This window comes from Mycobacterium sp. IDUB_37, assembly GCF_055419245.1.
In genome coordinates, this window is the sequence record NZ_JBVAXG010000012.1 from 35246 (window position 1) to 58781 (window position 23536).

Annotated in this window: 17 protein-coding genes and 1 pseudogene; 8 read left to right on the forward strand and 10 right to left on the reverse strand. The window is 65.3% G+C overall.

Annotated elements, in window-relative coordinates; genetic code table 11:
- Nucleotides 1-167: 167 nt before the first annotated feature.
- Nucleotides 168-1757: a mannosyltransferase gene (locus ACZY1I_RS28400; protein ID WP_463760466.1), complete on the forward strand. Its 1590-nt coding sequence runs from the start codon at nt 168-170 to the stop codon at nt 1755-1757.
- Between the two features lie 90 nt (nt 1758-1847).
- Complete coding sequence (locus tag ACZY1I_RS28405; RefSeq protein ID WP_463760468.1) at nt 1848-2567, forward strand: MgtC/SapB family protein; 720 nt, start codon at nt 1848-1850, stop codon at nt 2565-2567.
- 12 nt (nt 2568-2579) lie between these two features.
- Here ACZY1I_RS28405 and ACZY1I_RS28410 read toward each other — a convergent pair whose 3' ends face one another.
- Nucleotides 2580-4004, reverse strand: a complete 1425-nt coding sequence (locus ACZY1I_RS28410) for an MFS transporter (protein ID WP_463760470.1) — start codon at nt 4002-4004, stop codon at nt 2580-2582.
- Nucleotides 4001-6169: an excinuclease ABC subunit UvrB gene (gene uvrB / locus ACZY1I_RS28415; protein ID WP_463760472.1), complete on the reverse strand. Its 2169-nt coding sequence runs from the start codon at nt 6167-6169 to the stop codon at nt 4001-4003. The genes ACZY1I_RS28410 and uvrB overlap by 4 nt, the downstream gene beginning before the upstream one ends.
- 112 nt (nt 6170-6281) lie before the next feature.
- On the opposite strand from uvrB, the gene ACZY1I_RS28420 reads away from it, so the two are divergent.
- On the forward strand, nt 6282-6578 hold the full coding sequence (locus tag ACZY1I_RS28420) for an XRE family transcriptional regulator (protein WP_463760475.1): 297 nt from the start codon (nt 6282-6284) through the stop codon (nt 6576-6578).
- Between the two features lie 133 nt (nt 6579-6711).
- Here the strand turns inward: ACZY1I_RS28420 and ACZY1I_RS28425 are convergent.
- Nucleotides 6712-7721: pseudogene (locus ACZY1I_RS28425) on the reverse strand (Acg family FMN-binding oxidoreductase).
- Between the two features lie 302 nt (nt 7722-8023).
- Between ACZY1I_RS28425 and ACZY1I_RS28430 the strand changes: the two are divergent.
- Entirely contained in the window at nt 8024-8326 is a 303-nt protein-coding gene (locus ACZY1I_RS28430) for a hypothetical protein (protein ID WP_463760477.1), read from the forward strand.
- A gap of 120 nt (nt 8327-8446) precedes the next feature.
- Here ACZY1I_RS28430 and ACZY1I_RS28435 read toward each other — a convergent pair whose 3' ends face one another.
- Nucleotides 8447-10549, reverse strand: a complete 2103-nt coding sequence (locus ACZY1I_RS28435; RefSeq protein ID WP_463760479.1) for a serine/threonine-protein kinase — start codon at nt 10547-10549, stop codon at nt 8447-8449.
- Nucleotides 10550-10844: 295 nt separating this feature from the next.
- Between ACZY1I_RS28435 and ACZY1I_RS28440 the strand changes: the two genes are divergently transcribed.
- The 3 genes from ACZY1I_RS28440 (at nt 10845) to ACZY1I_RS28450 (ending at nt 14553) form a co-directional block, all read left to right on the forward strand.
- Nucleotides 10845-13451, forward strand: coding sequence for an FHA domain-containing protein (locus ACZY1I_RS28440; protein WP_463760481.1), 2607 nt, complete (start codon nt 10845-10847; stop codon nt 13449-13451).
- 87 nt (nt 13452-13538) lie between these two features.
- On the forward strand, nt 13539-13979 hold the full coding sequence (locus ACZY1I_RS28445; RefSeq protein ID WP_463760483.1) for a ribonuclease FAU-1 family protein: 441 nt from the start codon (nt 13539-13541) through the stop codon (nt 13977-13979).
- A 46-nt stretch (nt 13980-14025) separates the two neighbouring features.
- A complete protein-coding gene (locus ACZY1I_RS28450) occupies nt 14026-14553 on the forward strand; it encodes a DNA polymerase ligase N-terminal domain-containing protein (protein ID WP_463760486.1) in 528 nt (175 codons plus the stop codon).
- A 122-nt stretch (nt 14554-14675) separates the two neighbouring features.
- Here the strand turns inward: ACZY1I_RS28450 and ACZY1I_RS28455 are convergent, their stop codons facing one another.
- Nucleotides 14676-15143, reverse strand: coding sequence for a hypothetical protein (locus ACZY1I_RS28455; protein WP_463760490.1), 468 nt, complete (start codon nt 15141-15143; stop codon nt 14676-14678).
- A gap of 68 nt (nt 15144-15211) precedes the next feature.
- Here ACZY1I_RS28455 and ACZY1I_RS28460 point away from each other — a divergent pair, with 68 nt between their 5' ends.
- Nucleotides 15212-15883 (forward strand): TetR/AcrR family transcriptional regulator, encoded by a 672-nt coding sequence (locus tag ACZY1I_RS28460; protein ID WP_463760756.1) that lies wholly within the window; start codon nt 15212-15214, stop codon nt 15881-15883.
- Here ACZY1I_RS28460 and ACZY1I_RS28465 read toward each other — a convergent pair.
- The 5 genes from ACZY1I_RS28465 to polA all read right to left on the reverse strand — a co-directional run bounded on the left by ACZY1I_RS28465 (nt 15866) and on the right by polA (nt 23424).
- Nucleotides 15866-16840 carry a DUF2889 domain-containing protein gene (locus tag ACZY1I_RS28465; protein WP_463760492.1) on the reverse strand — a complete coding sequence of 325 codons (975 nt, stop codon included), beginning with the start codon at nt 16838-16840 and terminating at the stop codon, nt 15866-15868. The genes ACZY1I_RS28460 and ACZY1I_RS28465 overlap by 18 nt on opposite strands.
- Before the next feature lie 52 nt (nt 16841-16892).
- Nucleotides 16893-18107 carry a dephospho-CoA kinase gene (gene coaE, locus ACZY1I_RS28470; RefSeq protein WP_463760494.1) on the reverse strand — a complete coding sequence of 405 codons (1215 nt, stop codon included), beginning with the start codon at nt 18105-18107 and terminating at the stop codon, nt 16893-16895.
- Nucleotides 18108-18131: 24 nt separating this feature from the next.
- Nucleotides 18132-19577: a 30S ribosomal protein S1 gene (rpsA, locus tag ACZY1I_RS28475; RefSeq protein ID WP_463760496.1), complete on the reverse strand. Its 1446-nt coding sequence runs from the start codon at nt 19575-19577 to the stop codon at nt 18132-18134.
- 143 nt (nt 19578-19720) lie between these two features.
- On the reverse strand, nt 19721-20701 hold the full coding sequence (locus ACZY1I_RS28480; protein ID WP_463760498.1) for a lysophospholipid acyltransferase family protein: 981 nt from the start codon (nt 20699-20701) through the stop codon (nt 19721-19723).
- Nucleotides 20702-20748: 47 nt separating this feature from the next.
- Nucleotides 20749-23424 (reverse strand): DNA polymerase I, encoded by a 2676-nt coding sequence (polA, locus tag ACZY1I_RS28485; RefSeq protein ID WP_463760758.1) that lies wholly within the window; start codon nt 23422-23424, stop codon nt 20749-20751.
- Nucleotides 23425-23536 lie beyond the last annotated feature (112 nt).

Below are 23536 nucleotides of genomic sequence, written 5' to 3' on the forward strand. Positions count from 1 at the left end.
GGTATCGGTGTGTCAGCCAAACCAAGACAGTATCTTGTTGCTGGACGTAGGTGGGAGAGATTTGCGCGTGGCAGCCCTCACGCCGGGGCGGCACTGCAGCGCGGGTCACTCTTCACACCACTGCACTGAGCCCTCCGGCGCAGCTCCACTTAAGGTTGAACACAATCATGTCTGTGTCGATCGCCGAGAATTCCGTAGCTGACGTGGGCGAGCCGGTGCCGCCGGCGAGCCCGCGTGGCCGATTGCTGGACCCGTGGGCGATTGCCCTGCTGGCCGCGGTCATCAGCGGCGCCTGGGCAAGCCGGCCGTCGCTGTGGTTCGACGAGGGCGCAACGATCTCGGCGTCGGCCAGTCGTACGCTGCCCGAGCTGTGGAAGTTGCTGGGTCACATCGACGCCGTCCATGGCTTCTACTACCTGCTGATGCACGGCTGGTTCGCGATCTTTCCGCCGACGGAGTTCTGGTCCCGAGTGCCCAGCTGCCTGGCGGTCGGTGCCGCCGCCGCAGGTGTGGTTGTTTTCACCAAACAATTGGCGCCGCCGGCTTCGGTTGCCACGGGGCGAACCCTGGCGCTGTGCGCGGGTGTCATTTTTGCCATCCTGCCCCGCGTGACCTGGGCCGGGATCGAAGCCCGCTCGTCTGCGCTGTCGGTCACCGCCGCGGTCTGGTTGACGGTGTTGGTCGTCACCGCACTACGCAGCAACAGGCCCCGGCTGTGGGTTCTGTACGCGCTGGCGTTCATGCTATCGATCCTGGTCAGCATCAATTTGGGCATGTTGATCGTGGTGTACGCCGCACTGCTGCCGCTGCTGGTTCCGCGGAAATCCCGCAAGTCGCCCGCCATCTGGTTGACCGTCAGCTCCGTGGCCGCAATCGGCGCGATGACACCGTTTGCCCTGTTCGCACATGGCCAGATATTTCAGGTCGGGTGGATATCCGGGCTGACGCGCAATCTGTTTTTGGATGTGGTGCACCGTCAGTACTTCGATTACAGCGTCCCGTTCGCCATCCTGTCGGGCGTCATCATTCTGGCCGCGATCGTCGCCCAGTTGGTCAAGCGCGTCGGGCCGGCGGGCACCCGACAACTGGTCCTTGCCAGCGCGGCATGGGTTGTCATTCCGACCGCCGTCGTCCTGACGTATTCGGCGACCATCGAGGCCATCTACTTTCCGCGCTACCTGATTTACACCACGCCGCCAGCGGCGATCCTCCTCGCGGTCTGCATTCTGACGATCGCCCGCAAGCGGTGGCTGATCATCGGCGTCGTCGTGCTGTTCGCCGCGGCCGCCTTCCCCAACTACTTCTTCCATCAACGTGGGCCCTACGCGAAGGAGGGCTGGGACTACAGCCAGGTCGCCGACGTCATCAGCGCCCACGCCGCCCCCGGAGACTGTCTGTTGGTGGACAACACGGTGCCGTGGCGGCCGGGGCCGATCCGCGCGCTGTTGGCAACCCGGCCGGCGGCCTTCCGATCGCTGATCGATGTGGAGCGCGGTTTCTACGGCCCTAAGGTCGGTGCGTTGTGGGACGGGCACGTCGCCGTGTGGCTGACGACGGCCAAAATCAACAAGTGCGCCGCGCTGTGGACGATCACCGCCTACGACTCGTCAATGCCCGATCATCAAGCGGGACAGTCGTTGTCGCCCGGTAAGGCATTCGGGCGGGCGCCGGTTTACCTATTCCCCAGCTACATAGGTTTCCACGTTGTCGAGCGGTGGCAGTTCCACTACTCGCAGGTGATCAAGTCGACACGGTAGTTAGCGTATGGCTCGGGCCCGCGGCGCCCGGCTTCGCCGCGCTTGCGACCCTCGCGAGGCTCTTAACCCTGAGGCATTAGCGTGTCGGGCATGCAAATCGGGCTGGCCCATTCGCTGATCGGTGGCCCCGGACAGGGCAGCCGACAAATCATCGAACTGTTGACTGCGTTCGGGCTGACGACCCTCATCGGGCTTGAGCGGACCATTCAGGGCAAGAGCGCCGGACTGCGGACCCAGACCCTGGTCGGCACGTCATCGGCCTTAATCCTGCTGATCAGCAAGTACGGTTTCGGCGACGTCGTCTCCCCCGGAACCGTGGAGTTGGACCCGTCGCGGATCGCCGCCCAAATCGTCTCGGGCATCGGCTTTTTGGGAGCGGGAATCATCATCACGCGGCGCGGCGCGGTGCACGGGCTCGCGACGGCGGCGACGGTTTGGGAAGCGGCCGCTATCGGTATGGCGTCCGGCGCCGGTCTGATCTTGCTGGCTGTCGTCGTGGTGATCCTGCATTTCGTGAGCGTGCTCATGTTTCCCAAGGTCGAACGCCAGCTCACCGCAAGGTTGCGCGGCACCCTCCGGCTGCACATCGTCTACGAAGGCGGCAGAGGTGTGCTTCGGGAGGTCCTACGCGTCAGCGGGCGCAAGCACTGGCAACTCTTCGAACTCGACGCGACCTCCCCCGACGTCGACGGCGATCAGATAACCGTGACGCTGACTCTGTCCGGCGCAAAGGTCATGAGCGCAGTCGAGACGTTCGCCGCAGTCGACGGGGTCGTCGCGGTCTTGGAGGCCGACGACGACTCCGAGTGACCCCGCCGCCCGTCACCGCGGTACGCGGCGATCGCGGTGGGTCGCCTGATACGAAGCGACCAGCCCGACCGCCGCGAGCACGGTGAATACCGCGTACAGCCAGCGGGCCTCGGCCACTTCGCCGCCGGTGGCGGTGTTGACCACCACGCCGGCCAGACCGGCGCCGAACGCCGCCGAGATCAGCTGCACCGTGTTGATCGCCGCAGCTGCCGCGCCGCTCTCCGCCGGATCGTCGACAGAGTCCATCGCGCGCGCCGACAGGTGCGGCCAGGCCATCCCGATACCGATTCCGGCTACCAGCAACGCCACTGCCCATAGCGCAACCAGAGCCATCGAGGCATTCGGCCGCTGACTCACGGCGGCAACGGCCAAACCAGCCGCCATCAGCACAGGCGCGAGCATCACCGCATAACCGATGACCCGAGGGTTGTTCAGTGATGCGCTGACGATCTCGCTCACGGTCCAGCCCAAAGCCAACGATGCGCCCAGGAAGCCGGCCGCAACCGGCGTCAGGTGTCCCAGTCGTTGCCCGAACAGCGGCACATAGGTGTCCACCATCACCGCCATCATCAGCACCGCCATGGTGAGGTAAATCCATTTCAACGGCCCCGATCCGAACACACTGGGCGGCAACACCGCTGAACTGCTACGGCGGTCCACCACCACGAATGCGCCGACCAACAGCAGACCGACGGCCAGCAGCCCGGCGATCGCCCAAGCGTGACGCGGCAGCTGCGCCACACTCACAGCCAGCGCAGCAGCCCCGATCATCAGCAGCGACCACACCGGCACCCGGATCATCGGCGTCTCCGTGGCGGGACCCGCCTGGTCGGCCGGCAAAGCCCGACCCGCCGCCAGCACCACCGGTACCAGGACGGCCATCAACGCCGTCAGGATCGCCATCGCACCGAACGCCCACCGCCAGAGACCGAACTGGGCGAATATCCCACCCATCGCGGGACCGACCACCGTGGCGAGGCCCCACATAGCCGACACCAGCGCCGACCCGCGCGTCCACAGCGAACGCGGCAGTTCGGAGTTGATCAGCGCGTACCCCAGACCGGCCAACGTCCCGCCCGCCACTCCTTGCAACGTGCGTCCGGCGATCAGCACCTCCATGGTCGGCGCCACGGCGCACACCAGACTGGCCACCCCGAAAACCGCCAGACCCAGCAGGAAGGACGTGCGCGCTCCGAAGCGCCGCAATGCCGAGTTGACCGTGGTCGCCGCGACTACCGATCCGACCAGATACAGGGTGACCACCCAGGCATAAAGGCGGCTGCCACCGATTTCTGCGATCGCACTCGGCAACAGGCTTACCGTCAGGAACTCGTTGGTCGCGTACATCGCCACACCACCGGCCAGCACCGTTGACGTACCCAAATGCCGGCCCAGCAGCTCCCGCCAACTACCGATCTCGCTCGTCGTCTCCGTCACTTGAGGCCGGCGGCGTCCATCCCGCGCAGTTCCTTCTTGAGGTCGGCGATCTCGTCGCGGAACCGGGCCGCCAGCTCGAACTGCAGGTCGCGAGCGGCAGCCATCATCTGCGCGGTGAGGTCCTTGATCAGGTCCGCCAGTTCGGCGCGCGGCATGGCAGAGGTGTCGCGACCCTCGATCACGCCCGCGCTGACGGACCGGCCGGGCTCGCCCTGGGCACGCCGACCGCGCGAAGAGTTACGCCCCGAGCCACCGACACGGACGGCCTCGCTGGCTTCGGTGTCGTCAGCCTCTCGGTAGACCTGGTCGAGGATGTCGGCGATCTTCTTGCGCAGCGGTTGCGGGTCGATGCCGTGGGCCTCGTTGTACGCCACCTGCTTGGCGCGTCGCCGCTCGGTCTCGTCGATGGCTTCGGACATCGAGGCGGTGATCTTGTCTGCGTACATGTGTACTTCGCCGGACACATTCCGGGCGGCACGGCCGATGGTCTGGATCAGGCTGCGGGTCGACCGCAAAAACCCTTCCTTGTCGGCGTCGAGGATCGATACCAGCGACACCTCGGGCAGGTCGAGACCCTCGCGCAGCAGGTTGATTCCGACCAGTACGTCGTAGTCGCCGAGCCGAAGCTGACGCAACAACTCCACCCGGCGCAGCGTGTCCACCTCGGAGTGCAGATAACGCACCCGGATGCCCATCTCCAGCAGATAGTCGGTGAGGTCCTCGGCCATCTTCTTGGTCAGCGTTGTCACGAGTACCCGCTCGTCGACTTCGGTGCGCTTGCGGATCTCGCCGATCAGGTCGTCGATCTGTCCCTTGGTCGGCTTGACCACCACCTTCGGATCGACCAGCCCAGTGGGACGGATCACCTGCTCGACGAACTCACCACCGGTCTGACTGAGCTCGTACGGCCCCGGCGTTGCGGACAGGTAGACCGTCTGCCCGATCCGATCGGCGAACTCCTCCCAGGTCAGCGGACGATTGTCGGTCGCCGACGGCAACCGGAAGCCGAACTCGACGAGGTTGCGCTTACGCGACATGTCGCCCTCGTACATGCCGCCGATCTGCGGCACGGTGACATGCGACTCATCGATGACCAGCAGGAAATCTTCCGGAAAGTAGTCCAGCAAGGTCGCCGGCGGCGTTCCGGGCCCCCGGCCGTCGATATGACGGGAGTAATTCTCGATCCCCGAACAGAAGCCGACCTGCCGCATCATCTCGATGTCGTAGTTGGTGCGCATCCGCAACCGCTGCGCCTCGAGCAGCTTGCCCTGGCCCTCCAACTCGGCCAAGCGCTCCTCTAGCTCCTGCTCGATCGTGGAAAGCGCCACCGCCATCCGTTCCGGACCGGCGACGTAGTGCGTGGCCGGGAAGATGCGCAGCGAGTCGACCTGGCGGACGACGTCACCGGTCAGCGGATGCAGGTAATACAACGCCTCGATCTCGTCGCCGAAGAACTCGATACGGATCGCCAGCTCTTCATAGGATGGGATGATCTCGACGGTGTCACCGCGCACCCGGAACGACCCGCGGGTGAAGGACAGGTCGTTTCGGGTGTACTGCACGTCGACCAGCAGTCGCAGCAAACCGTCCCTGGGCACCTCATTGCCCACTTCCAGCTCCACCGAGCGGTCCAGGTAGGACTGAGGTGTGCCCAGGCCGTAGATGCAGGACACCGAGGCCACTACCACCACATCGCGCCGGGACAGCAGTGACGACGTCGCGGAGTGCCGCAGCCGCTCCACGTCGTCGTTGATCGAGCTGTCTTTCTCGATGTAGGTGTCGGTCTGCGCGATGTAGGCCTCGGGTTGGTAGTAGTCGTAGTACGAGACGAAGTACTCGACCGCGTTGTGCGGCAACATCTCTCGCAGCTCGTTAGCCAGCTGGGCGGCCAGCGTCTTGTTCGGCGCCATCACCAGGGTGGGCCGTTGCAGCCGTTCGATCAGCCAGGCGGTGGTCGCCGACTTGCCGGTGCCGGTGGCGCCGAGCAGCACTATGTCGTGCTCCCCCGCCTGGATACGGCGCTGCAGTTCTTCGATCGCGGCCGGCTGATCTCCGGCAGGTTGGTGCGGACTGACCACCTCGAATTGCGCGCCGGCGCGCACGAGTTCGTCGACGGCGCGGTATTCCGAGTGGGCGACTACTGGATGTTCGGTGGCGAAAGCCATGGTCGCCAGGGTAGTCGGCGGGTCCGACATTGATGATGGAATGCGTTCCGCACAGGTTGTGACTCTGGGTCTGACTGACCCTGCTGCGGGTGGGGATCGAGCGCGCTCCGGGATGAAATCGCGTACCGCCGCGATCAACCAGATCAAAACCATGCTGGTGGCCAACATGGACATTCTGCGAATGCTCATACGCGCTGTAGCACGCGAGATCTTCAAACTGCTTACACGGCCTATCGGCATCCCCGACTACGCCGACCTACGTCCTGCACGCCAGGCGGAAAACATCACCGTCACCGTCGCTGCCAACCACTTCGGCGTCTGGCCCACCGTGATCTCCCGCATCGAACGCGGGCAACAGCGGATCGATGCCTTCGCAGATACCTATCGAAACCGGCTCACAGCGGCTTGACACGAATATGAGCATCAAGCCCGTCAGGGCGAAGGACGCCCGGCCGCCAGCAGCTAATGATCGTCGACGTCACCAAGGGTGTCGTGCCGTAGCGGTCAGCAACGACAACGAGCGCCACGGCGCTGGCGCAAGGCTACAGCGAGGGGGCCGAGACCGAGCCGTCGAGCCACTCGACGACCTCGCCCAGCGGGAGGCGAGGAGTTGGAGGCAGCGGGTCGGCATTGGCCGGCGACCACCCTATGCGGACCAACATCTGTGGGAACCCGGTGCCGCCGAACACGTAGGTCTGTACGTCGTCTCGGGTGTCGGTAATCTCCAATGGCTCGGTCACCGGGCAACTCGCCAATCCCTGTGCCGTGGCGGTCAGCAACACGAGACTGGTGGCCTCGCCGGCGCGCAATCTGGCTAGCGGAGTGTCGTCTTTGGTGCCCAGTGCCAAGACGACCGCGTTGTCGTGTGCCGGTTCGGTATCGGCGGGTTGGGCCAGTGCGGGCCCGGGGAACACGCGACCCGGCAACGGCGACGCCGGGTCCGAGTGCGGTATGTTGCGAGCCGGCACGCCGGCCACCGACGCCTGCTTTCCGCTCCAGATGCTCAGCTCGTCGAGATAATTGCTGTCGGTCGAGTGTTGCGAGACCGCTCGCGAGACAATCTGCTTCAGCTTCGGCAGTGAATTGACCTCGCGCAGCATCATCCCGGCCGCTGTCGCGCGTGCACCGATCACCGTGATGTCGCCGCTCGGCACATACCAGGGGCTGTAGTGCCTCCTATCGGTGCGTCGTCGCGGAATCGCCGCGGCCAGCGTCACGTCGAGCTCGGTGGCGGGGTGGCGGGGTGGCGGCGAACTTTCAAGGCGGCAAGGTGTTGTGGTGCAGCAGGATCGGGGAACCGGTGGACCTTGGCTTGCCAACCCATGGCAGCCAATGCCACCACGCAGTGATGAAGCGCCGCACCGCAGCTAAGCATCAGGTCGCGACCGTCGGGATCGGTACTTGGCAGGCGCCGGTCGAGGTCGGCGTACAGATGCAAGCGGCTCGCGCCGACTTGCCATCGCCACGGCTGAGAGTTGTGCACCGATGGCGCCCTCGTGGCCATCGACAAGACTGTGCGAATCGTCTCGATATCCGGAAAATGAGCGCTCATCGCCAATACTGCTTTCTGTTGACAGGTCTAGTGCTTCCACACTCGCGCCGGGACGCTGACGCGCCTAGAGGCCAAGGTCCCCGCTCCCCTGGGTCTTCTGGCGCCGTCACGAGAGTGGCGCCGGCCGCCGAACGCAGCGGACGGCCAAGCGAACGCACAGTACCGAGGGGGCCGCTGGGATGAACGAAGCCCAGCACAGCAGTACCGGCTGATTGGGACTTCTGGCCCTCGTGTGACATAGCGCCGACAGTCAGACTTGAGGTCCGTGGTGCAGCGGCACCCGTAACCATGAGGAGGTTCCGTTGTCCGGTGTACCCGAACTCGATGAGCTGCGCGGCCTCATCAGTTTTCTGCGCCAGCGCGTAGTGTCACTGCAGGCTCGGTACCACGACCTCGTGCCGATGCGCCGCATTGTCAATGACGGCGAGCGACTGCTTAACGATATCGACCGGCTCGACATCGACTCCGCTGAACTGGAATTCGAGTGTGCGGCACCACAGCCGGACAGCCGTGAAAGGATCCTGGTGCCGGACACGGAATACGACGCCGACTTCTGGCGCGACGTCGACGACGAGGGCATCGGCGGGCAATTGCGCTCCGGATGACAGCCGCCGCGCCGACCGGCGGACAAAATCATCCCAGCCGATGCTGAACGATCGAACAAAAGCCGCCCGGACATCTGATCGGGGGGCTTTACCTGCCTCTCGGCAACCCTGCCGCACGCATCAGCTGTGCCGGTTCCAGACCCGGGTCACTGGGTTGCACTCGATCAGGTACCCGTCGTTCGTTGCGGACATGGCGAATACCGGGATGTCGGGACGGTCGCAGGAGCTACCCGCGGCATGGACGCCGGTGGTGATCGGCGCCTTGCTCCAGGACCCGCCCTCGCATACGACCTGCTCGTTGCTGGTCTGGTCATACCCGAGCTTGTCCACATCGGTGCAGGCGCCACCGAGCACGGGCGGCGATGGCCTGGCGGCGGGCGTCGCCGGTGCAGCGAACGACTGTGCGGGATCCGCCCACGTCAGCCCCTGCGGGGGGTCGCCGACCCGGGTGGCCACCACGGGCACCCGCAGCACCGCGCCCTGGGCGCCGCAGTCGTTGGTCAGGACTGTTTCGGTTTCCACACCACGCAGCGTCCCGTCGGCCTGGGGTGCCAACGACCAGGAAACCGTTTCCTGTTGGCTGGCGGTCACTCCATTCTGTTGGCGACAGGCCACCTGCTCCTGCTGCGGCGTGCCCTGCCAGTAACCGGCCACAAAACGCAGCGCATCGGTCTGGGCGTCGGCAGCGGTGCCGGCGATCAGGTGGTTGGTGTCGTCCAGTTGGATACCGGTGGCCGCACATCCGCTGGTACTGCAGACCGAGTGAAACGCCCACCAGTCGGTGGTTGGGCCGTCATGCCGGATTCCGAGGCCGTTGCTGGTTTTCTTGGAGCGGTTGTAATCCAGCCGGTAGGTGCCGTCCAAAACGCGGGCGCCGGTAGCGGCGACCGGTGCCGGATTCGGACCTGGATCGGAAGCACCAGGCCTGGCCGCCAGTGCCGGGTTGGGCTGGGGGGTGTTGTCGGGCTGGAATGAATACAGGATCGACCAGGTGGCTGCCACTGCGATCAGCACGGCGCAGACCAGCGCGGCCGCGACCCGGGTGCGGGTGGATAACTTGCGGAGTTGCTCCCTGATCACACCGCGCCGGTCGGGTTCGGTCGCCGAAAATCCCTGCTCCTCGAACTCGCGAACCGCGTTCACCTGTGCGCTGAACTCGGCGGAGAAATCGCGGCACCGCGCAAACCTGTCTTTGGGGTCCTTCGCGAGGGCTCTGACGAACGCTTCGTCGAGGTGGGCCAATTCCGGACGGTGGTCGCTGAGTCGCGGCGGATCATCGTTCAGGTGCTGGCTGATCACCGCGATCGAATTGGGGTGCTGGAAGAGCGGCGCACCGGTCAGCAGATGAAAGGCGGTGGCGGCCAAGGCGTACTGGTCGGCCCGCCCGTCGATGTTCGAACCCGTCAACTGTTCCGGCGCGGCGTACGCGACCGTTCCGACGGCGACATTGGTCTGCGTGATACCGCTGATGTCACCCAGGTGGCGGGCAACCCCGAAGTCCGCCAGCAGTATCCGCCGCTCGTCCTCCTCTGAATGCGTGAGCAGGATATTGGCGGGTTTGACGTCGCGGTGCAGCAGACCGCGATCATGGGCGTAGTCGAGCGCTCCGGCGACGGCGGTGAGGATCGCGCTCACCTGCTCAACCGGCATTCCGTCGGGGTAGCTCTCTTTGACCAACCTGGACCCGTCGGTGCCCTCGACATAGTCCATCGAAATCCAGAGTTGACCGTTGTATTCGCCGCGGTCGTGCACTCCAACGATGTGCGGATGCCAGAGCGTGGCAGCCAGATCGGCTTCGCGGTTGAACCTCTCGCGGAATTCGCTGTCCGCCGTAATCGCTTCAGCGAGAACTTTAATCACGTCGCGGCGCGGTAACCGCGGGTGCAAGGCCAGGTACACCTCGGCCATTCCGCCGACACCCAACTGACGCAAGATCGTGTAGCCGGCGAACGGTGCGCCGCGGGACAACTCGGCGCGCGAGGCACCTTTTTGGCGCGCGACGACCACCGGACGCTTCTGTTCGGTGGGTTTGGGACGCTGCTCCGCCGGTGGCGACGCGCTCGGCGGCGGATCGACCGGTGGCACCCGACGCAGCAGGTGCGCGACCGTCGTACCAGGTAGCGACTGGAAACCGGCACGCAACACCGCTCCGGCCAGTCGAGAATTGGTCAGCAACCGCCGCCCGGGAGGTAGGCGCCGGGTGGCATCGTTCTGATCGTCCATCTGCCGCCTCCCCTCTTTCTCACGGGCGGTTGTGCGGGTATAGCCGGACCTGTCGCCGGTCGGAGCACCCTGGGCCTGGATCGGGCGCGAGCCCGCTTCGTCGTGGTACGCCGAGCCGAAAGAGTCGTCTGCTCGGCCATACAGACATTCCCCTACCGTCGCATCATGCCGGAAAACAAGCCGCCGCTGGGCGATTGGCGGCTATGTAGCAGCTATGAGTGGCGAAATCGAAACAAAGCTGACTCACAGGCGGGTCCCACAGAACTCACCCAGAAACGCCGCCGATACTGGAAAGGTGACCCGACCCGCCCCGCCCGCGCCCGCGCTGACCATCCGGCACGACGGTTCCCAGGTTTCATTCGCGCCTGGCTATGAGGTGATCATCGGCAGAGACATACAGGCCGACCTGCGAATCCCGGACCCGCGCATCTCGCGCGCGCACCTGATTCTGCGCTTTGACCAGGGCCGTTGGCTGGCTATCGACAACGGCTCGCTGAACGGAACCTACGTCAACGGTTACCGCATGCCGGTGGTCGACATCCACGACGGCCAGAGCATCAACGTCGGAAACCCCGCCGGTCCGCGGCTGACCTTCGAAATCGGACAACAGCGGGGGCCGACATCCCGGCCTCCCATTACCAAGCCCACCGCGAAAGCCAGGCCGGTACACGACAGTGGTCCACCCACCCTGCTGTGGTCGACGACGCCGGCGATGCCAACGGCCCGTCCGCCTGCGCCCCCGGCCAAACCGCCTCGTGGTCCTGTGCATCCCGCACCCGCTCGACCTGCAGCGAGGCGGCCCGAGCGTCGGCCTGTGCCGCCCCCCGACGAGGTCACCACGGTCAACGTCCCGCCGGTGCCCGCCGAGATGACCCAGATCGACATCAAATCGGCGGATGTCTCGAGTCTGGCGACCCGGATGGTGCGGATCCTCAACCCGCGTGCGACCGGGGCTGCCGGAACCGCGAAAACCACCGGAAGCCTCACGATCGGGCGCGCCAACGACAACGACATCGTCGTCTCGGACGTGTTGGCCTCCCGCCAGCACGCAATCCTGCGGGACACCCCGTTGGGGACCGAGATCCAAGACCAGAGCATCAACGGAACGTTCGTCAACGGCACCCGGGTGGGATCGGCGATTCTGTCCAAGGGCGACGTCGTGACGATCGGCAACATCGACCTGGAGTTCCGAGACGACACCCTGGTCCCGCGCAGCGAAACGGCCGCCCGCACCGGCGGCCTCGAGGTGCGCAACGTGATGTACACCGTCGACAGCGGCAAACGACTGCTCGACGGCATCTCGCTGGTCGCCAGGCCCGGCACGCTGACCGCCGTGATCGGCGGTTCGGGCGCCGGAAAGAGCACGCTGGCCAGGCTGATCGCGGGCTACGCCCGGCCCAGCTCGGGCTCGGTCAGCTTCGAAGGCCACGACATTCACAGCTCGTACGCTTCGCTGCGCAGCCGGATCGGGATCGTTCCCCAGGATGACGTCGTGCACCGTCAACTGACGGTCAACCAGGCCCTCGGCTACGCCGCCGAACTGCGCCTACCGCCCGACACCAGCAAATCCGACCGCGCCCGCGTCGTCACCCAGGTACTCAAGGAACTAGACCTGACCAAGCACGCCGACACCCGGGTGGACAAGCTGTCCGGCGGTCAGCGCAAACGCGCCTCGGTGGCCTTGGAACTGCTCACCGGGCCATCCCTGCTGATCCTCGACGAGCCGACGTCAGGCCTGGATCCCGCGCTCGACCACCAGGTCATGATGATGCTGCGTCAGCTGGCCGATGCCGGCCGAGTGGTCATCGTGGTGACGCACATGCTGTCTTACCTGGACATCTGCGACCAGCTGCTGTTGGTGGCCCCGGGCGGCAAAACCGCGTACTGCGGTCCGCCCGGTCAGATCGGCGACGCGATGGGCACCACCAACTGGGCCAAGATCTTCGGGCAGGTGGGCGCCGACCCGGACGAGGCCAACCGGCGCTTTCTGCAACAGAGCGAAGCCCAGAACCTGCGCACCCCGCCGGCCGGTGTCGCTGAACCCGCGGACCTGGGTGAACCGGTGCACACCAGTACGCGGCGGCAGATCTCGACCATCGCGCGGCGGCAGGTTCGTCTGGTGGTCGCCGACCGGGCTTACTTCATCTTTCTGGCGGTGTTGCCGTTCATCCTGGGCGCGCTATCACTGACCGTTCCCGGCTCGAACGGATTCCGGGTCGTCGGCGAGCACGGCGGAACTCCCGACGAATCCGCGCAGATTCTCAACCTGCTGTTGTTGGCCGCGGCATTCATGGGCACCGCGCTGACCATCCGAGATCTGGTCGGTGAACGGCCGATCTTCCAGCGAGAACAGGCGGTAGGGCTGTCTACGACGGCCTACCTGCTGGCCAAGACCGGGGTGTTCTGCGCATTCGCCGTCGTGCAGGCGGCGATTGCGACCATCATCGTGATCGTGGGCAAGGGGGGGCCGACCCGCGGCGGCCTGCTGCTTGGTCACGGCAACGTGGCGGCCACCATGGAACTGTTCCTGAGCGTCGCCGCGACGTGCGTGGCATCGGCGCTGCTCGGCATGGCCATTTCGGCGCTGGTGCGCTCTAACGAGCAGATCATGCCGCTGTTCGTGGTGTCGATCATGGCGCAACTGGTGTTGTGTGGCGGGATGGTCCCGGTGACGCACCGGATCGTGCTGCAGCAGGTTTCGACGGTGATACCCGCACGGTGGGGCTATGCGGCTGCCGCGTCGACGGTCGATGTGCGGAACCTGGTGCCGGGCTCGCTCATTCCCCAGGACAGGTTCTGGCAGCACACCGAGAAGATCTGGCTGCTCGATATGGGCATGCTGGCCGCGCTGTCGGTGTTCTACGGCGGCTTCGTTCGCTGGAAGATTCGTCTCAAAAGATAGGCCGGCCGTTAGGGTGACACCATCCACCCACCGAAACACGAAACCTTCGACCTCACGGCCCGCACCAATACCGACCCCAAAGGCATCGTGCGGGCCGTCGACGAGTACGCGGTGCATCCGTGGGGTCTCTATCTGGCCAGACCCACGCCGGGTCGTGCTCAGTTTCACTATCTCGAATCGTGGTTGCTGCCGTCGTTGGGCCTGCGTGCCACGGTCTTTCATTTCAATGCGGGCCACGAACGCGACCATGACTACTACCTCGACGTAGGCGAGTACACCTCCGGAGACACGCAGTGGCACTCCGAGGACCACTACCTGGACATCGAGGTTCGTACCGGTCGCGGGGCAGTACTGGCCGACGTGGATGAGTTGCTGGCCGCCGCGCGCATGGGGTTGTTGACCCCCGAGGTCGCCGAAGCGGCGGTACGGCGCGCGGTGACTGCCATTGATGGCCTGGCCCATCACGGCTATGACCTGCGAGCCTGGCTGGCCACCTGCGGCATTCAGCTCACCTGGCGGGGGAAGTGACCGGGTCGTCAGTTTTCGGCAGGTCCGACCGGGCAACCCAATCTCCATGCCTTTCAGCGTGTATCACCGGAAACAAAGGGCCGGCCACGACCCGGATTCGCGCGGACGGCACCGCCGACAGCACCGACCAGCAGTGGCCCGGCCTTGTTTTGTGATTCAGCATCACCTGGCACGCGCCGACTACTACGACTTCCGCCTGGAAATCGCGGGCGTCTTGGTGTCTTGGGCGATACCGCACGGCCCCTCAATCCATCCGAAGGACAAGAGGATGGCATTGCGCATCGAGGACCGCCCGCTTGAATATGCGACATTCGAGGGTGTCATTCCGGACGGCGATGACGGCGCCGGCGGCGTCATCGTCTGGGATCACGGGACTTACGCCAACCGCACCCGCCACGAAATGGTGAAAGGCCTTGAGTGCGGCCATCTTTCGTTCCAGCTGCAGGGCGAGAAACTATCCGGGGGTTTCGCCCTCACTCGGATCCGGGATGGCGAGGACGAGACCTGGCTGCTGGTCAAACGCAGCGACGAAGAGGCGCAATCGATTTCGTCGCTCAGCCGGAACGGAGCTTAGTCATATGGTCGCGACCCGCTGCACGCGGTGTACCACCGCGCTTGCGATCGCGACGAGTCATATGGTCGCGACCCGCTGCACGCGGTGTACCACCGCGCTTGCGATCGCGACGGGCCACACAGTCAGCTGACGGCGAGTTCCGCCGTCATGTGTCGCCGCACCAGTTTGCGCCAGCGACGCTGCCGATACCGGTAGATTCCGCTGGCCACCGCCACCACCACGCCGGTGGCGACACCGGCCTCGATGTCGACGGTGTCGCTATAGCGGCAGGAATTCGCGCCGAGCGGTTCGACATGCAGAGTGTGGTTCCAGGCTTGGAGAACCCCGCCGTGTTCGCGGGTGCGGATCGTTCCAGCGGCCTGGTCCACCTCCACGACCTCGATGGTGTGTCGATACGTAGGCAGCACGTGGAAGGCGAACAGCCAACCGGTGCCGGACTCACCGAGTCGCAGCGCCGCTGTTCGTCCGGCCAACGCCGGGAAGCCGATGAGGCCTTTGCAGACGTAAAGAAACGTGGCCGGCGACAACATCGCCGACCAAACTCGATCCGCGCTGGTGGGCAGGATAGTTTCGACGTGGACGGTACGCACAGCCGACTCCTTGCATTAGTTAGGTGAGCCTAATTTTGCTGGCGTCAGCGCCGAATGACTACTCGCTTTTGCCCAGGAGGCGCACCATCGCCCCGACAGACCGATTTCGGCAGCGTAAGCAGCCCAAACAGGAGCGGGCAGCCGAGACCCGGCAACGCATACTGGATGCGGCGGCTCACGTTTTCTCCGAGCACGGGTACGCGGCCGGCACCACTAATCGCATTGCCGAGCAGGCGGCCGTGTCGATCGGCTCGCTGTATCAGTACTTCCCCAATAAGGACGCCGTGCTGCGGGCGTTGATGGACGCTCACGTCGACGCCGGCGCCCTCCTAATCTCCGAACGGTTATCCGGCGGTCTTCCCGCGGGTCTCGACGAAACACTGCGGCTGTTCGTCCGCGCAACCATCGACAACCACCGCGACAACCCGCGACTGCACCGCGTGCTGTTCGAGGAGGCACCGCGAGCGCCGGCCTTCCTGGCGCGATCGCACGAATTGGAGCAGTTCAGCGTGGCGGCGGCCGTGCAGCTACTCGAGCAGCATCCCGAGGTGCGGGCCAACAGCCGACTGAATGCGCAGATCGTCGTCGCGACCGTCGATTCTCTGGTGCACCGGCTCGTCACGTCCGGGACCGAGGTGGACTTTCAGCAGGTCGAAGACGAGATCGTGGTGCTGCTGACGGGATATCTGTGCCGCGACGAAGCCGCCTCCGCGCAGCACACCTCATCGAATATCGAGTAGCGCGTCCAGATCAGCGATCGAGCGCAACGTGTCGTTGAGATGCGTGCAGGTGCTGGTGCCGACGAATTCGGCGCGGACGCGATCGCGCAACTCGGCAAGCGTCATGCCTCGAACCCGTGCCGCACTTCCGATCGCGCCGGGGCATTCCTGCCACGGCAGCACCCTCACCTCGGCAGTTACCGATGTGATGGTCCGCGTCGGGACGTCGACCGTGCCGGCGACGGTGTACTCGTGCACGATCGTCTCGACGAGGTCGTCGTCCATGTGAGAGTCGCGGAAGTGGGCGTCAAACTCCACCGAACCGCCGTCCACCGGCCACACATCGAGCCGACGGAATCTGCGCATCCCCCGCGCTCGCAGCGGCTCGACGTCATGGAGTCCGTCCAGCGGCGGCGCCACCGGTCCACGGCCGGTCGGAATGACATCGTGCTGACGGGCGTATCCGACCAGCGACGCGTCCGGCGCAAAACCCGCGCAGATCCCGGCCATCCGGTCGGCGACGCCGGGAGGCATTTTCTGCTCCACGCCCAGGACGATCGCCGTGTGTTGAGTGCCGTACCCAGACACCAGCGCCGCACCCACCCAGTCGTCGAGCAGTAGATTCAACAGGCTCGCCCGCTGCACTTCCTCGGGGAGTAGCTGGCCGACCTTGGATCGGAATCCCGGTCCTACCCGACAGCCATGCAGCGATTCCAATCGGTGTGCCGGCGGCGACGAGGTGATGTCCTCGATGACCTGGTTGACCAGGTGCGCCGTGACCCGAACTTCGTCGATCACGTCGACGCCCTCGGCTGCGCCAGCTGCCGCGTCACGCGCCCGAAGGTCGACGCGCGAGCCGCGCGCCTCGTCCGGGTGGGTGTCGACGGTGCTGGTACGTCGCCGGCGGCCGGCCACCAGCGGCGCCGTCTGATGAACGACGGGCTGCTGCGGTCCGAGAATGTCCGTAACGAACGGCATAGAACGACGTTACCGGGTCTAACCAGGGCGAGCGCAACAACGTCAGCGCAAGCTAAGGCTTCCAACCCGTGCTGTCGGCCCACTCCCAGGCTCGTCGGTACGCATCGCGGAACCACGGCTCCTTGGCGGTGACATAGCGCATGATGTCGCCGTTCGCCGTGCTGTCGGCGCTCCGCTTGACTTCCAGATAGTTGGCGCGCGCTTCGGGATTGGCTTTCAGCCAGTCCACGAACAGCAGTGCGAACTGCTGATTGGGCTGACCGGCCACCCGGATATGCACGTTGGTCGGCCGCCCGGGGTCCACCGAAGCATGAATACGCTTGTGCCACAACGCCGGATCGTCACTGTGGTCGAATCCGGGCACCGTGCTCCGGGCGTCCGTCTTGGCCGCGTCCTGGGTGATGTGCTCGAGACGCGGATACCCGGCAGCCAGCAAGGGTTCGACGAGTTCGTCAGCTAAATCAAGTGATTCGACGGTCACCTGGATATCGATGACATCCTTCGCGTCGAAGTCTGCCAACGCGGTCGACCCGATGTGGTCCACCCGCAGCGCGCGATGCCCGCAATTGGTCTTCAACCGGTTGACGATCCGCGCAGCCTGGTCCGGCCAGGTCGGGTCGGCCGGCACCAAACGTGCTGGGGCGCGGGCGATCTGACGCTCATCAAGGTTGCGTGCGAATGGCAACACCCGGTTGTCCCACACGTCGCGGGCCCGCTCAACCAGAGCTTCTTGGCTGCCGGAGTTGTCCAGCCAGATGTCGGCAACCGCCCGCCGTTGTTCCTCGGTGGCCTGCGCCGCGATCCTGGCGCGGGCGTCATCTTCGGACATGCCGCGGATATCGACAAGCCGTCGCACCCGTAGTTCAACATCGGCGTGCACGATGACGACCAAGGGAAACAGCGGTGCCATCCCCGACTCCACCAACAGTGGAATGTCTTCTACGACAACAGCATCCTGCGGCACAGCGGCGATGATCTCGGCGCGGCGCTTGCCGACCAGGGGATGCACGATGCCGTTGAGCTTCTTGCGTTGCTCTTCGTCGGCAAACGCCTTGGCCGCCAAGGCCGGCCGATCCAACGCGCCGTCCGGCAGCAGGATGTCCTCGCCGAACGCCTCGACCAAGGCTGCCAAACCCTCGGTGCCCGGCTCGACCACCTCGCGTGCGATGACGTCACCATCAACGATGACGCCACCGCACTCCGAGAATGTCTTGGACAGCGCCGACTTTCCGGCACCGATCCCACCGGTCAGGCCGATGCGCAGCATATCCGGCGGCCGAGTCTGGAAAGGTTACGCGCTACCGGCGAGCTTTTCCCGCAGAGCAGCCAGCTGGGCGTCGCTGGCCAGCGACCCACCCGCGGACTTCTCCGAGGAGCTGCTGCTGCTCGACGAACCGCCACCACTGCTGTGCTCGGCAGCTTCGGCCGCGGCGAACTTCTCCATCTGCGCGGTGTGCATCTTGTGCCGGCGCTCGGCCTCCGCGTAGCGGGCCTCCCACTCGGTGCGCTGAGTGTCGAAGCCTTCGATCCACTCGTTGGTCTCGGCGTCGAAACCTTCCGGGAAGATGTAGTTGCCCTGGTCGTCGTAGCTGTCGGCCATGCCGTACTTGGCCGGGTCGAACTCGTCGGTGTAGTCCTCGTTGGCCTGCTTGAGCGACAACGAGATCCGGCGCCGCTCCAGGTCGATGTCGATGACCTTGACCATCGCGTCGTCGCCGACGGCGACCACCTGGTCGGGCACCTCGACGTGGCGCTCGGCCAGCTCGGAGATGTGCACCAGACCTTCGATGCCTTCCTCGACGCGGACGAACGCACCGAACGGAACCAGCTTCGTGACCTTGCCCGGCACGATCTGGCCGATGGCGTGGGTACGGGCGAAGTGGCGCCACGGGTCCTCTTGAGTCGCCTTCAGCGACAACGAAACCCGCTCGCGGTCCATATCGACGTCGAGCACCTCGACGGTGACCTCGTCGCCCACCGTGACAACCTCGGACGGGTGGTCGATGTGCTTCCACGACAGCTCGGAGACGTGCACCAGACCGTCCACACCGCCGAGGTCGACGAACGCGCCGAAGTTGACGATGGAGGAGACCACACCCTTGCGGATGGTGCCCTTCTGCAGCTGGTTGAGGAACTCGCTGCGCACCTCGGACTGAGTCTGCTCAAGCCAGGCCCGGCGGGACAGCACCACGTTGTTGCGGTTTTTGTCCAGCTCGATGATCTTGGCCTCGATCTCCTTGCCGATGTACGGCTGCAGATCGCGGACGCGACGCATCTCGACCAAGGAAGCGGGCAGGAAGCCGCGCAACCCGATGTCGAGGATCAGGCCGCCCTTGACGACCTCGATGACGGTGCCCTTGACGGCCTCGTCCTTCTCCTTGAGCTCCTCGATGGTGCCCCAGGCGCGCTCGTACTGTGCGCGCTTCTTGGAGAGGATCAGGCGGCCTTCTTTGTCCTCTTTGGTGAGAACAAGGGCCTCGACCTCGTCGCCCACGGTAACGACCTCATTGGGGTCGACATCGTGCTTGATCGAGAGTTCGCGGGCGGGGATGACCCCTTCGGTTTTGTAGCCGATGTCGAGGAGCACCTCGTCCCGGTCAACTTTGACGATGGTGCCTTCGACGATGTCGCCATCGTTGAAGTACTTGATCGTTTTGTCTATTGCTGCGAGAAAGTCCTCGGCGGAGCCAATGTCGTTGATGGCTACTTGCGGCGAGGTGACGGTGGGACTCGGCATATTGTTGGGTTGCTCCGGACAGCGTTCATCGTAGGGATCTGGGACTTGTGTTATTGGTGTGACCCGCGATCGAGCACAAACGGGTACCAGGCAAGGCTACTCGACCGCGCTCACGCTGGCCAAACCGCCCCGCGTTAAGGAATCTACACTCCCCCGGATCGACCGCGACGTCCGAGCGAATCCGACACCAGTCCGCCCGGCATCAGCCACTGGTCCGGCTCTCGATCGACGAATTCCCCGATCGCGTCGGCGACCCGCTGCGAGGTCTCCTGCACCGTGTCTCGCACGTTCTGGTCGCTGCCGTCGAGCGGCACACCAGCGGCGATCGGTTGGCTGAAGACAGGCTCACGCTGATGCTTTTGCTGGAAGACCGCACCGGGCACAATCAGAGCGCCGGTGCGTAGAGCCAGCAGTGCCGGTCCGGGACCGACCGGACGTTTGATACCCGCGAGGTCGACCTGGACGCCCGCACTTGTCCCGCCCTGAGCGTTTTCGCGGGCGCGGAAGTAGTCGCCCGCGATGGCGACGATGCGGCCCCGTCGGATGGCGTCGGCCATCGCCGCCGTGACGCTGGTTCCGCCGGTGCGCTCGACCACGATGAGTTCCAGGCCCGCCTTTTGTGCGCCGCGCGTGATAACCCACTGCATCAGCGCGCCCTGCCGGTTGGCGACCACGGTGGTCGGCAGTCCGTTGAGCGCGAGCACGATCGGTAACGCCGCATACGAGCCGAGATGAGGGAAGGCGACGATGACGCCAACCCCGGCCGGACGGCCGGCCTCGAGGGCGGCGTGCAGCGGGGACGGGTCTGCGATCCGGAAGCGTCGCAGCGCGGCGGCGCGCGGTGCGGCCAGGAACCAGATGGCGTCATTGGCGTTGCGGACCAGGGCGCGATACATCGCCCGGACCGGCTGCCATTTGCGCGACGAGAACTGCGCCGTCGGGTCAACGTTGTCGCGAAAGTCCTGCAGGACGTTCAAGTGCTGGGCGCGGCCGCGCCAGTAGACGAGCCGCGCGAGTACCGCCAGCAGCGCGTCGGCGATCTGGGCCGGCAACATGCCGAACAGCTTCGACGCGACCAACAGTGGGAATCTCAGGAGCGGTCGACGTTCAGCGAGATCCGACATCTCAGCAGTCTAGGTATGCCGCGCCGCAGCAAACAGGATTACCGCCTTTAGTGCGCGGCGGTGTCCCAGCTGCGGCCGTAGCCCACCGACACCTCGAGCGGCACATCCAGCGGGTAGGCACTGCCCATCTTGTCGCGGACCAGCGCATCGAGCTGATCACGCTCCCCCGGCGCGACCTCGAACAACAATTCGTCGTGTACCTGTAGCAACATCCGCGACTCCAGCCCGGCCGCAGTGATCGCCCTGTCGACCTCGATCATCGCCACCTTGATGATGTCAGCCGCGCTGCCCTGAATCGGCGCGTTGAGCGCCGCACGCTCAGCGGCCTCGCGCACCTGGCGGTTGCTGCTGTCCAACTCGGGCAGGTAACGCCGCCGGCCCAGCACGGTTGAGGTGTAGCCGTCCTTGCGGGCCTGCTCGACGACGGCCAGCAGGTAGTTACGCACCCCGCCGAACCGGGCGAAATACTGGTCCATCTGGTCTTTGGCCTCTTCGGTGGAGATTTTGAGCTGAGCGGACAATCCGTATGCGCTCAACCCGTAGGCCAGGCCGTACGACATCGCCTTGACCCGACGCCGCAACTCGGCGGTGACCTCGTCGATCGGCACGCCGAAAGCACGGGACGCCACGAACGAGTGCAGATCCTCGCCGGTGTTGAAGGCCTCGATCAGGCCGTCATCCCGGGACAGGTGCGCCATGATCCGCATCTCGATCTGGCTGTAATCGGCGGTCATCAGCTCGGTGTAACCGCCCTTGCCCACGACGAACGCGTCCCGGATCTGGCGGCCGGCATCGGTGCGGATCGGGATGTTCTGCAGGTTGGGTTCGGTTGACGAGAGCCGGCCGGTGGCCGCGATCGTCTGATTGAACGTGGTGTGAATGCGGCCGTCGGTGGCGACCGAGTTGAGCAGTCCGTCGACGGTGACCTTGAGTCGCGTGACGTCGCGGTGCGTCAACATGTGCTGCAGGAACGGGTGTCCCGTTTTGTCGAACAGCGACTGCAGGGCGTCCGCATCGGTGGTGTAGCCGGTCTTGGTCCGCTTGGTCTTGGGCATGCCGAGTTCGTCGAACAGCACTACCTGCAGCTGCTTCGGCGAACCCAGGTTGATCTGTTTGCCGATCACGGCATAGGCGGCCTCGGCAGCGTCGCGGATCTCGTCGCCGAACTGGCTCTGCAGCCCGGTGAGCAGGCTCAGGTCCACGGCGATGCCGATATTCTCCATTTTGGCGAGCACCTGCTGCACCGGCAGTTCCATCTCGCCCAACAGCGCCGTGGAGTCGATGCGGGCCAATTCGGTATCCAGGGCATCGGCCAGGTCGATGACGGCGCGGGCGCGCAGGATGCTCGTCTGAACGGCCTGCTCATTCACCCCGCCCGCCTCGTCCAGGTCATCCAGTAGTGAGAGCTGTTGCTGTTCGGCCGTTTCCGCGCGCAGCTCACGTCGCAGATAACGCAACGACAGGTCGTCGAGGGTGAAGCTGCGCTGCCCGGGCCGCACCAGGTAGGCGGCCAGCGCGGTGTCGGAGGTGAGACCACGCAACGACCAACCGCGACCCGTCAGGTCGTGGTGCGCCATCTTTGCCTCATGCAGCGCCTTGGGCTTGTCGGCGTCAGCCAGCCACTCGGCCAAGGCCGCGTCGTCCTCTTGAGTCAGCGTGGCGGTGTCGATAAAGGCGCCGTCCCCGTCAGCGGCCGCGATCGCCACCGCGGTTGCGTCACCCCCGTGCGGCAGGTGTGTGCCGACCACCGTCAGGCCGGACCGACGCCCGTCGCTGACGTGATCGGCCAGCCACTTCGCAACCGTTCCGGGTTCCAGCGCGCCGCCGCGCACGTCAAAGCCCTCGTCGACCTCGGGTTCCACGGCGACCAGCGTGTCGAACAACCTGTCCCGCAGGACGCGGAACTCGAGGTCGTCGAAGAGTCGGTGGATGTGGTCGCGGTCCCAGGGTTGCAGCCGCAGCGTGTCCGGCGTCTGGGCCAACGGCACGTCCTTGACCAACTCGGTGAGCTCCCGGTTGAGCACGACGCCGGCGACATTGGCCCGCAACGCGTCGCCGACCTTGCCGCGCACCGACTCGACGTTGTCGACCAGGCCTTGCAGCGAGCCGTACTCGACGATCCATTTGGTGGCCGTCTTCTCCCCCACTCCGGGGATGCCGGGCAGGTTGTCGCTGGGGTCGCCACGCAACGCGGCGAAGTCCGGATATTGCTGGGGCGTGAGGCCGTACTTACCGAATACAGCCTCCGGGTTGAAGCGGGTCAGCTCGCTGACACCCTTGATCGGGTAAAGCACGGTGACGTCGTCGCTGACCAGCTGCAGCGAGTCCCGGTCGCCGGTTACCACCAGCACCCGGTACCCCTCGCGCTCAGCCTGGGTGGCCAGCGTCGCGATGATGTCGTCCGCCTCGAACCCCGGCTCGGCCAGCACAGTGATGCCGAGGGCGCCGAGCACCTCTTTGGTGATGTCGATCTGGCCATGGAACTCGTCGGGAGTGGACGACCGGTTGGCCTTGTACTCGGGATAGCGCTCCGAACGGAACGTCTGCCGCGAAACGTCGAACGCCGCCGCGATGTGCGTCGGGCCCTCGTCACGCAGCAGATTGATCAGCATCGCGGTGAAGCCGTAGACCGCGTTGGTGTGCAGACCGCCACGAGTCTTGAAGTTCTCAGCCGGCAGCGCGTAGAACGCCCGGAACGCCAGCGAATTGCCGTCGAGCAGCATCAGTGTGGGCGTGGCTGTCTCACTGGCTTTGGTGGCGGGACTCACGGATCACACTCTAGGCACCGGGTCCGACGTGTCCTGCGGCCTCACCACCTGGCGGCAAAACTGCAAC

Excerpts from the sequence above, each read along its gene's own strand:
- ACZY1I_RS28400 (WP_463760466.1), top strand. The coding sequence starts at position 168 with ATGTCTGTGTCGATCGCCGAGAATTCCGTAGCTGACGTGGGCGAGCCG.
- ACZY1I_RS28405 (WP_463760468.1), top strand. The coding sequence starts at position 1,848 with ATGCAAATCGGGCTGGCCCATTCGCTGATCGGTGGCCCCGGACAGGGC.
- uvrB (WP_463760472.1), bottom strand. The coding sequence starts at position 6,169 with ATGGCTTTCGCCACCGAACATCCAGTAGTCGCCCACTCGGAATACCGC.
- ACZY1I_RS28420 (WP_463760475.1), top strand. The coding sequence starts at position 6,282 with ATGAAATCGCGTACCGCCGCGATCAACCAGATCAAAACCATGCTGGTG.
- ACZY1I_RS28435 (WP_463760479.1), bottom strand. The coding sequence starts at position 10,549 with ATGGACGATCAGAACGATGCCACCCGGCGCCTACCTCCCGGGCGGCGG.
- ACZY1I_RS28450 (WP_463760486.1), top strand. The coding sequence starts at position 14,026 with ATGCCTTTCAGCGTGTATCACCGGAAACAAAGGGCCGGCCACGACCCG.
- ACZY1I_RS28465 (WP_463760492.1), bottom strand. The coding sequence starts at position 16,840 with ATGCCGTTCGTTACGGACATTCTCGGACCGCAGCAGCCCGTCGTTCAT.
- coaE (WP_463760494.1), bottom strand. The coding sequence starts at position 18,107 with ATGCTGCGCATCGGCCTGACCGGTGGGATCGGTGCCGGAAAGTCGGCG.
- rpsA (WP_463760496.1), bottom strand. The coding sequence starts at position 19,577 with ATGCCGAGTCCCACCGTCACCTCGCCGCAAGTAGCCATCAACGACATT.
- ACZY1I_RS28480 (WP_463760498.1), bottom strand. The coding sequence starts at position 20,701 with ATGTCGGATCTCGCTGAACGTCGACCGCTCCTGAGATTCCCACTGTTG.
- polA (WP_463760758.1), bottom strand. The coding sequence starts at position 23,424 with ATGCTGCTCGACGGCAATTCGCTGGCGTTCCGGGCGTTCTACGCGCTG.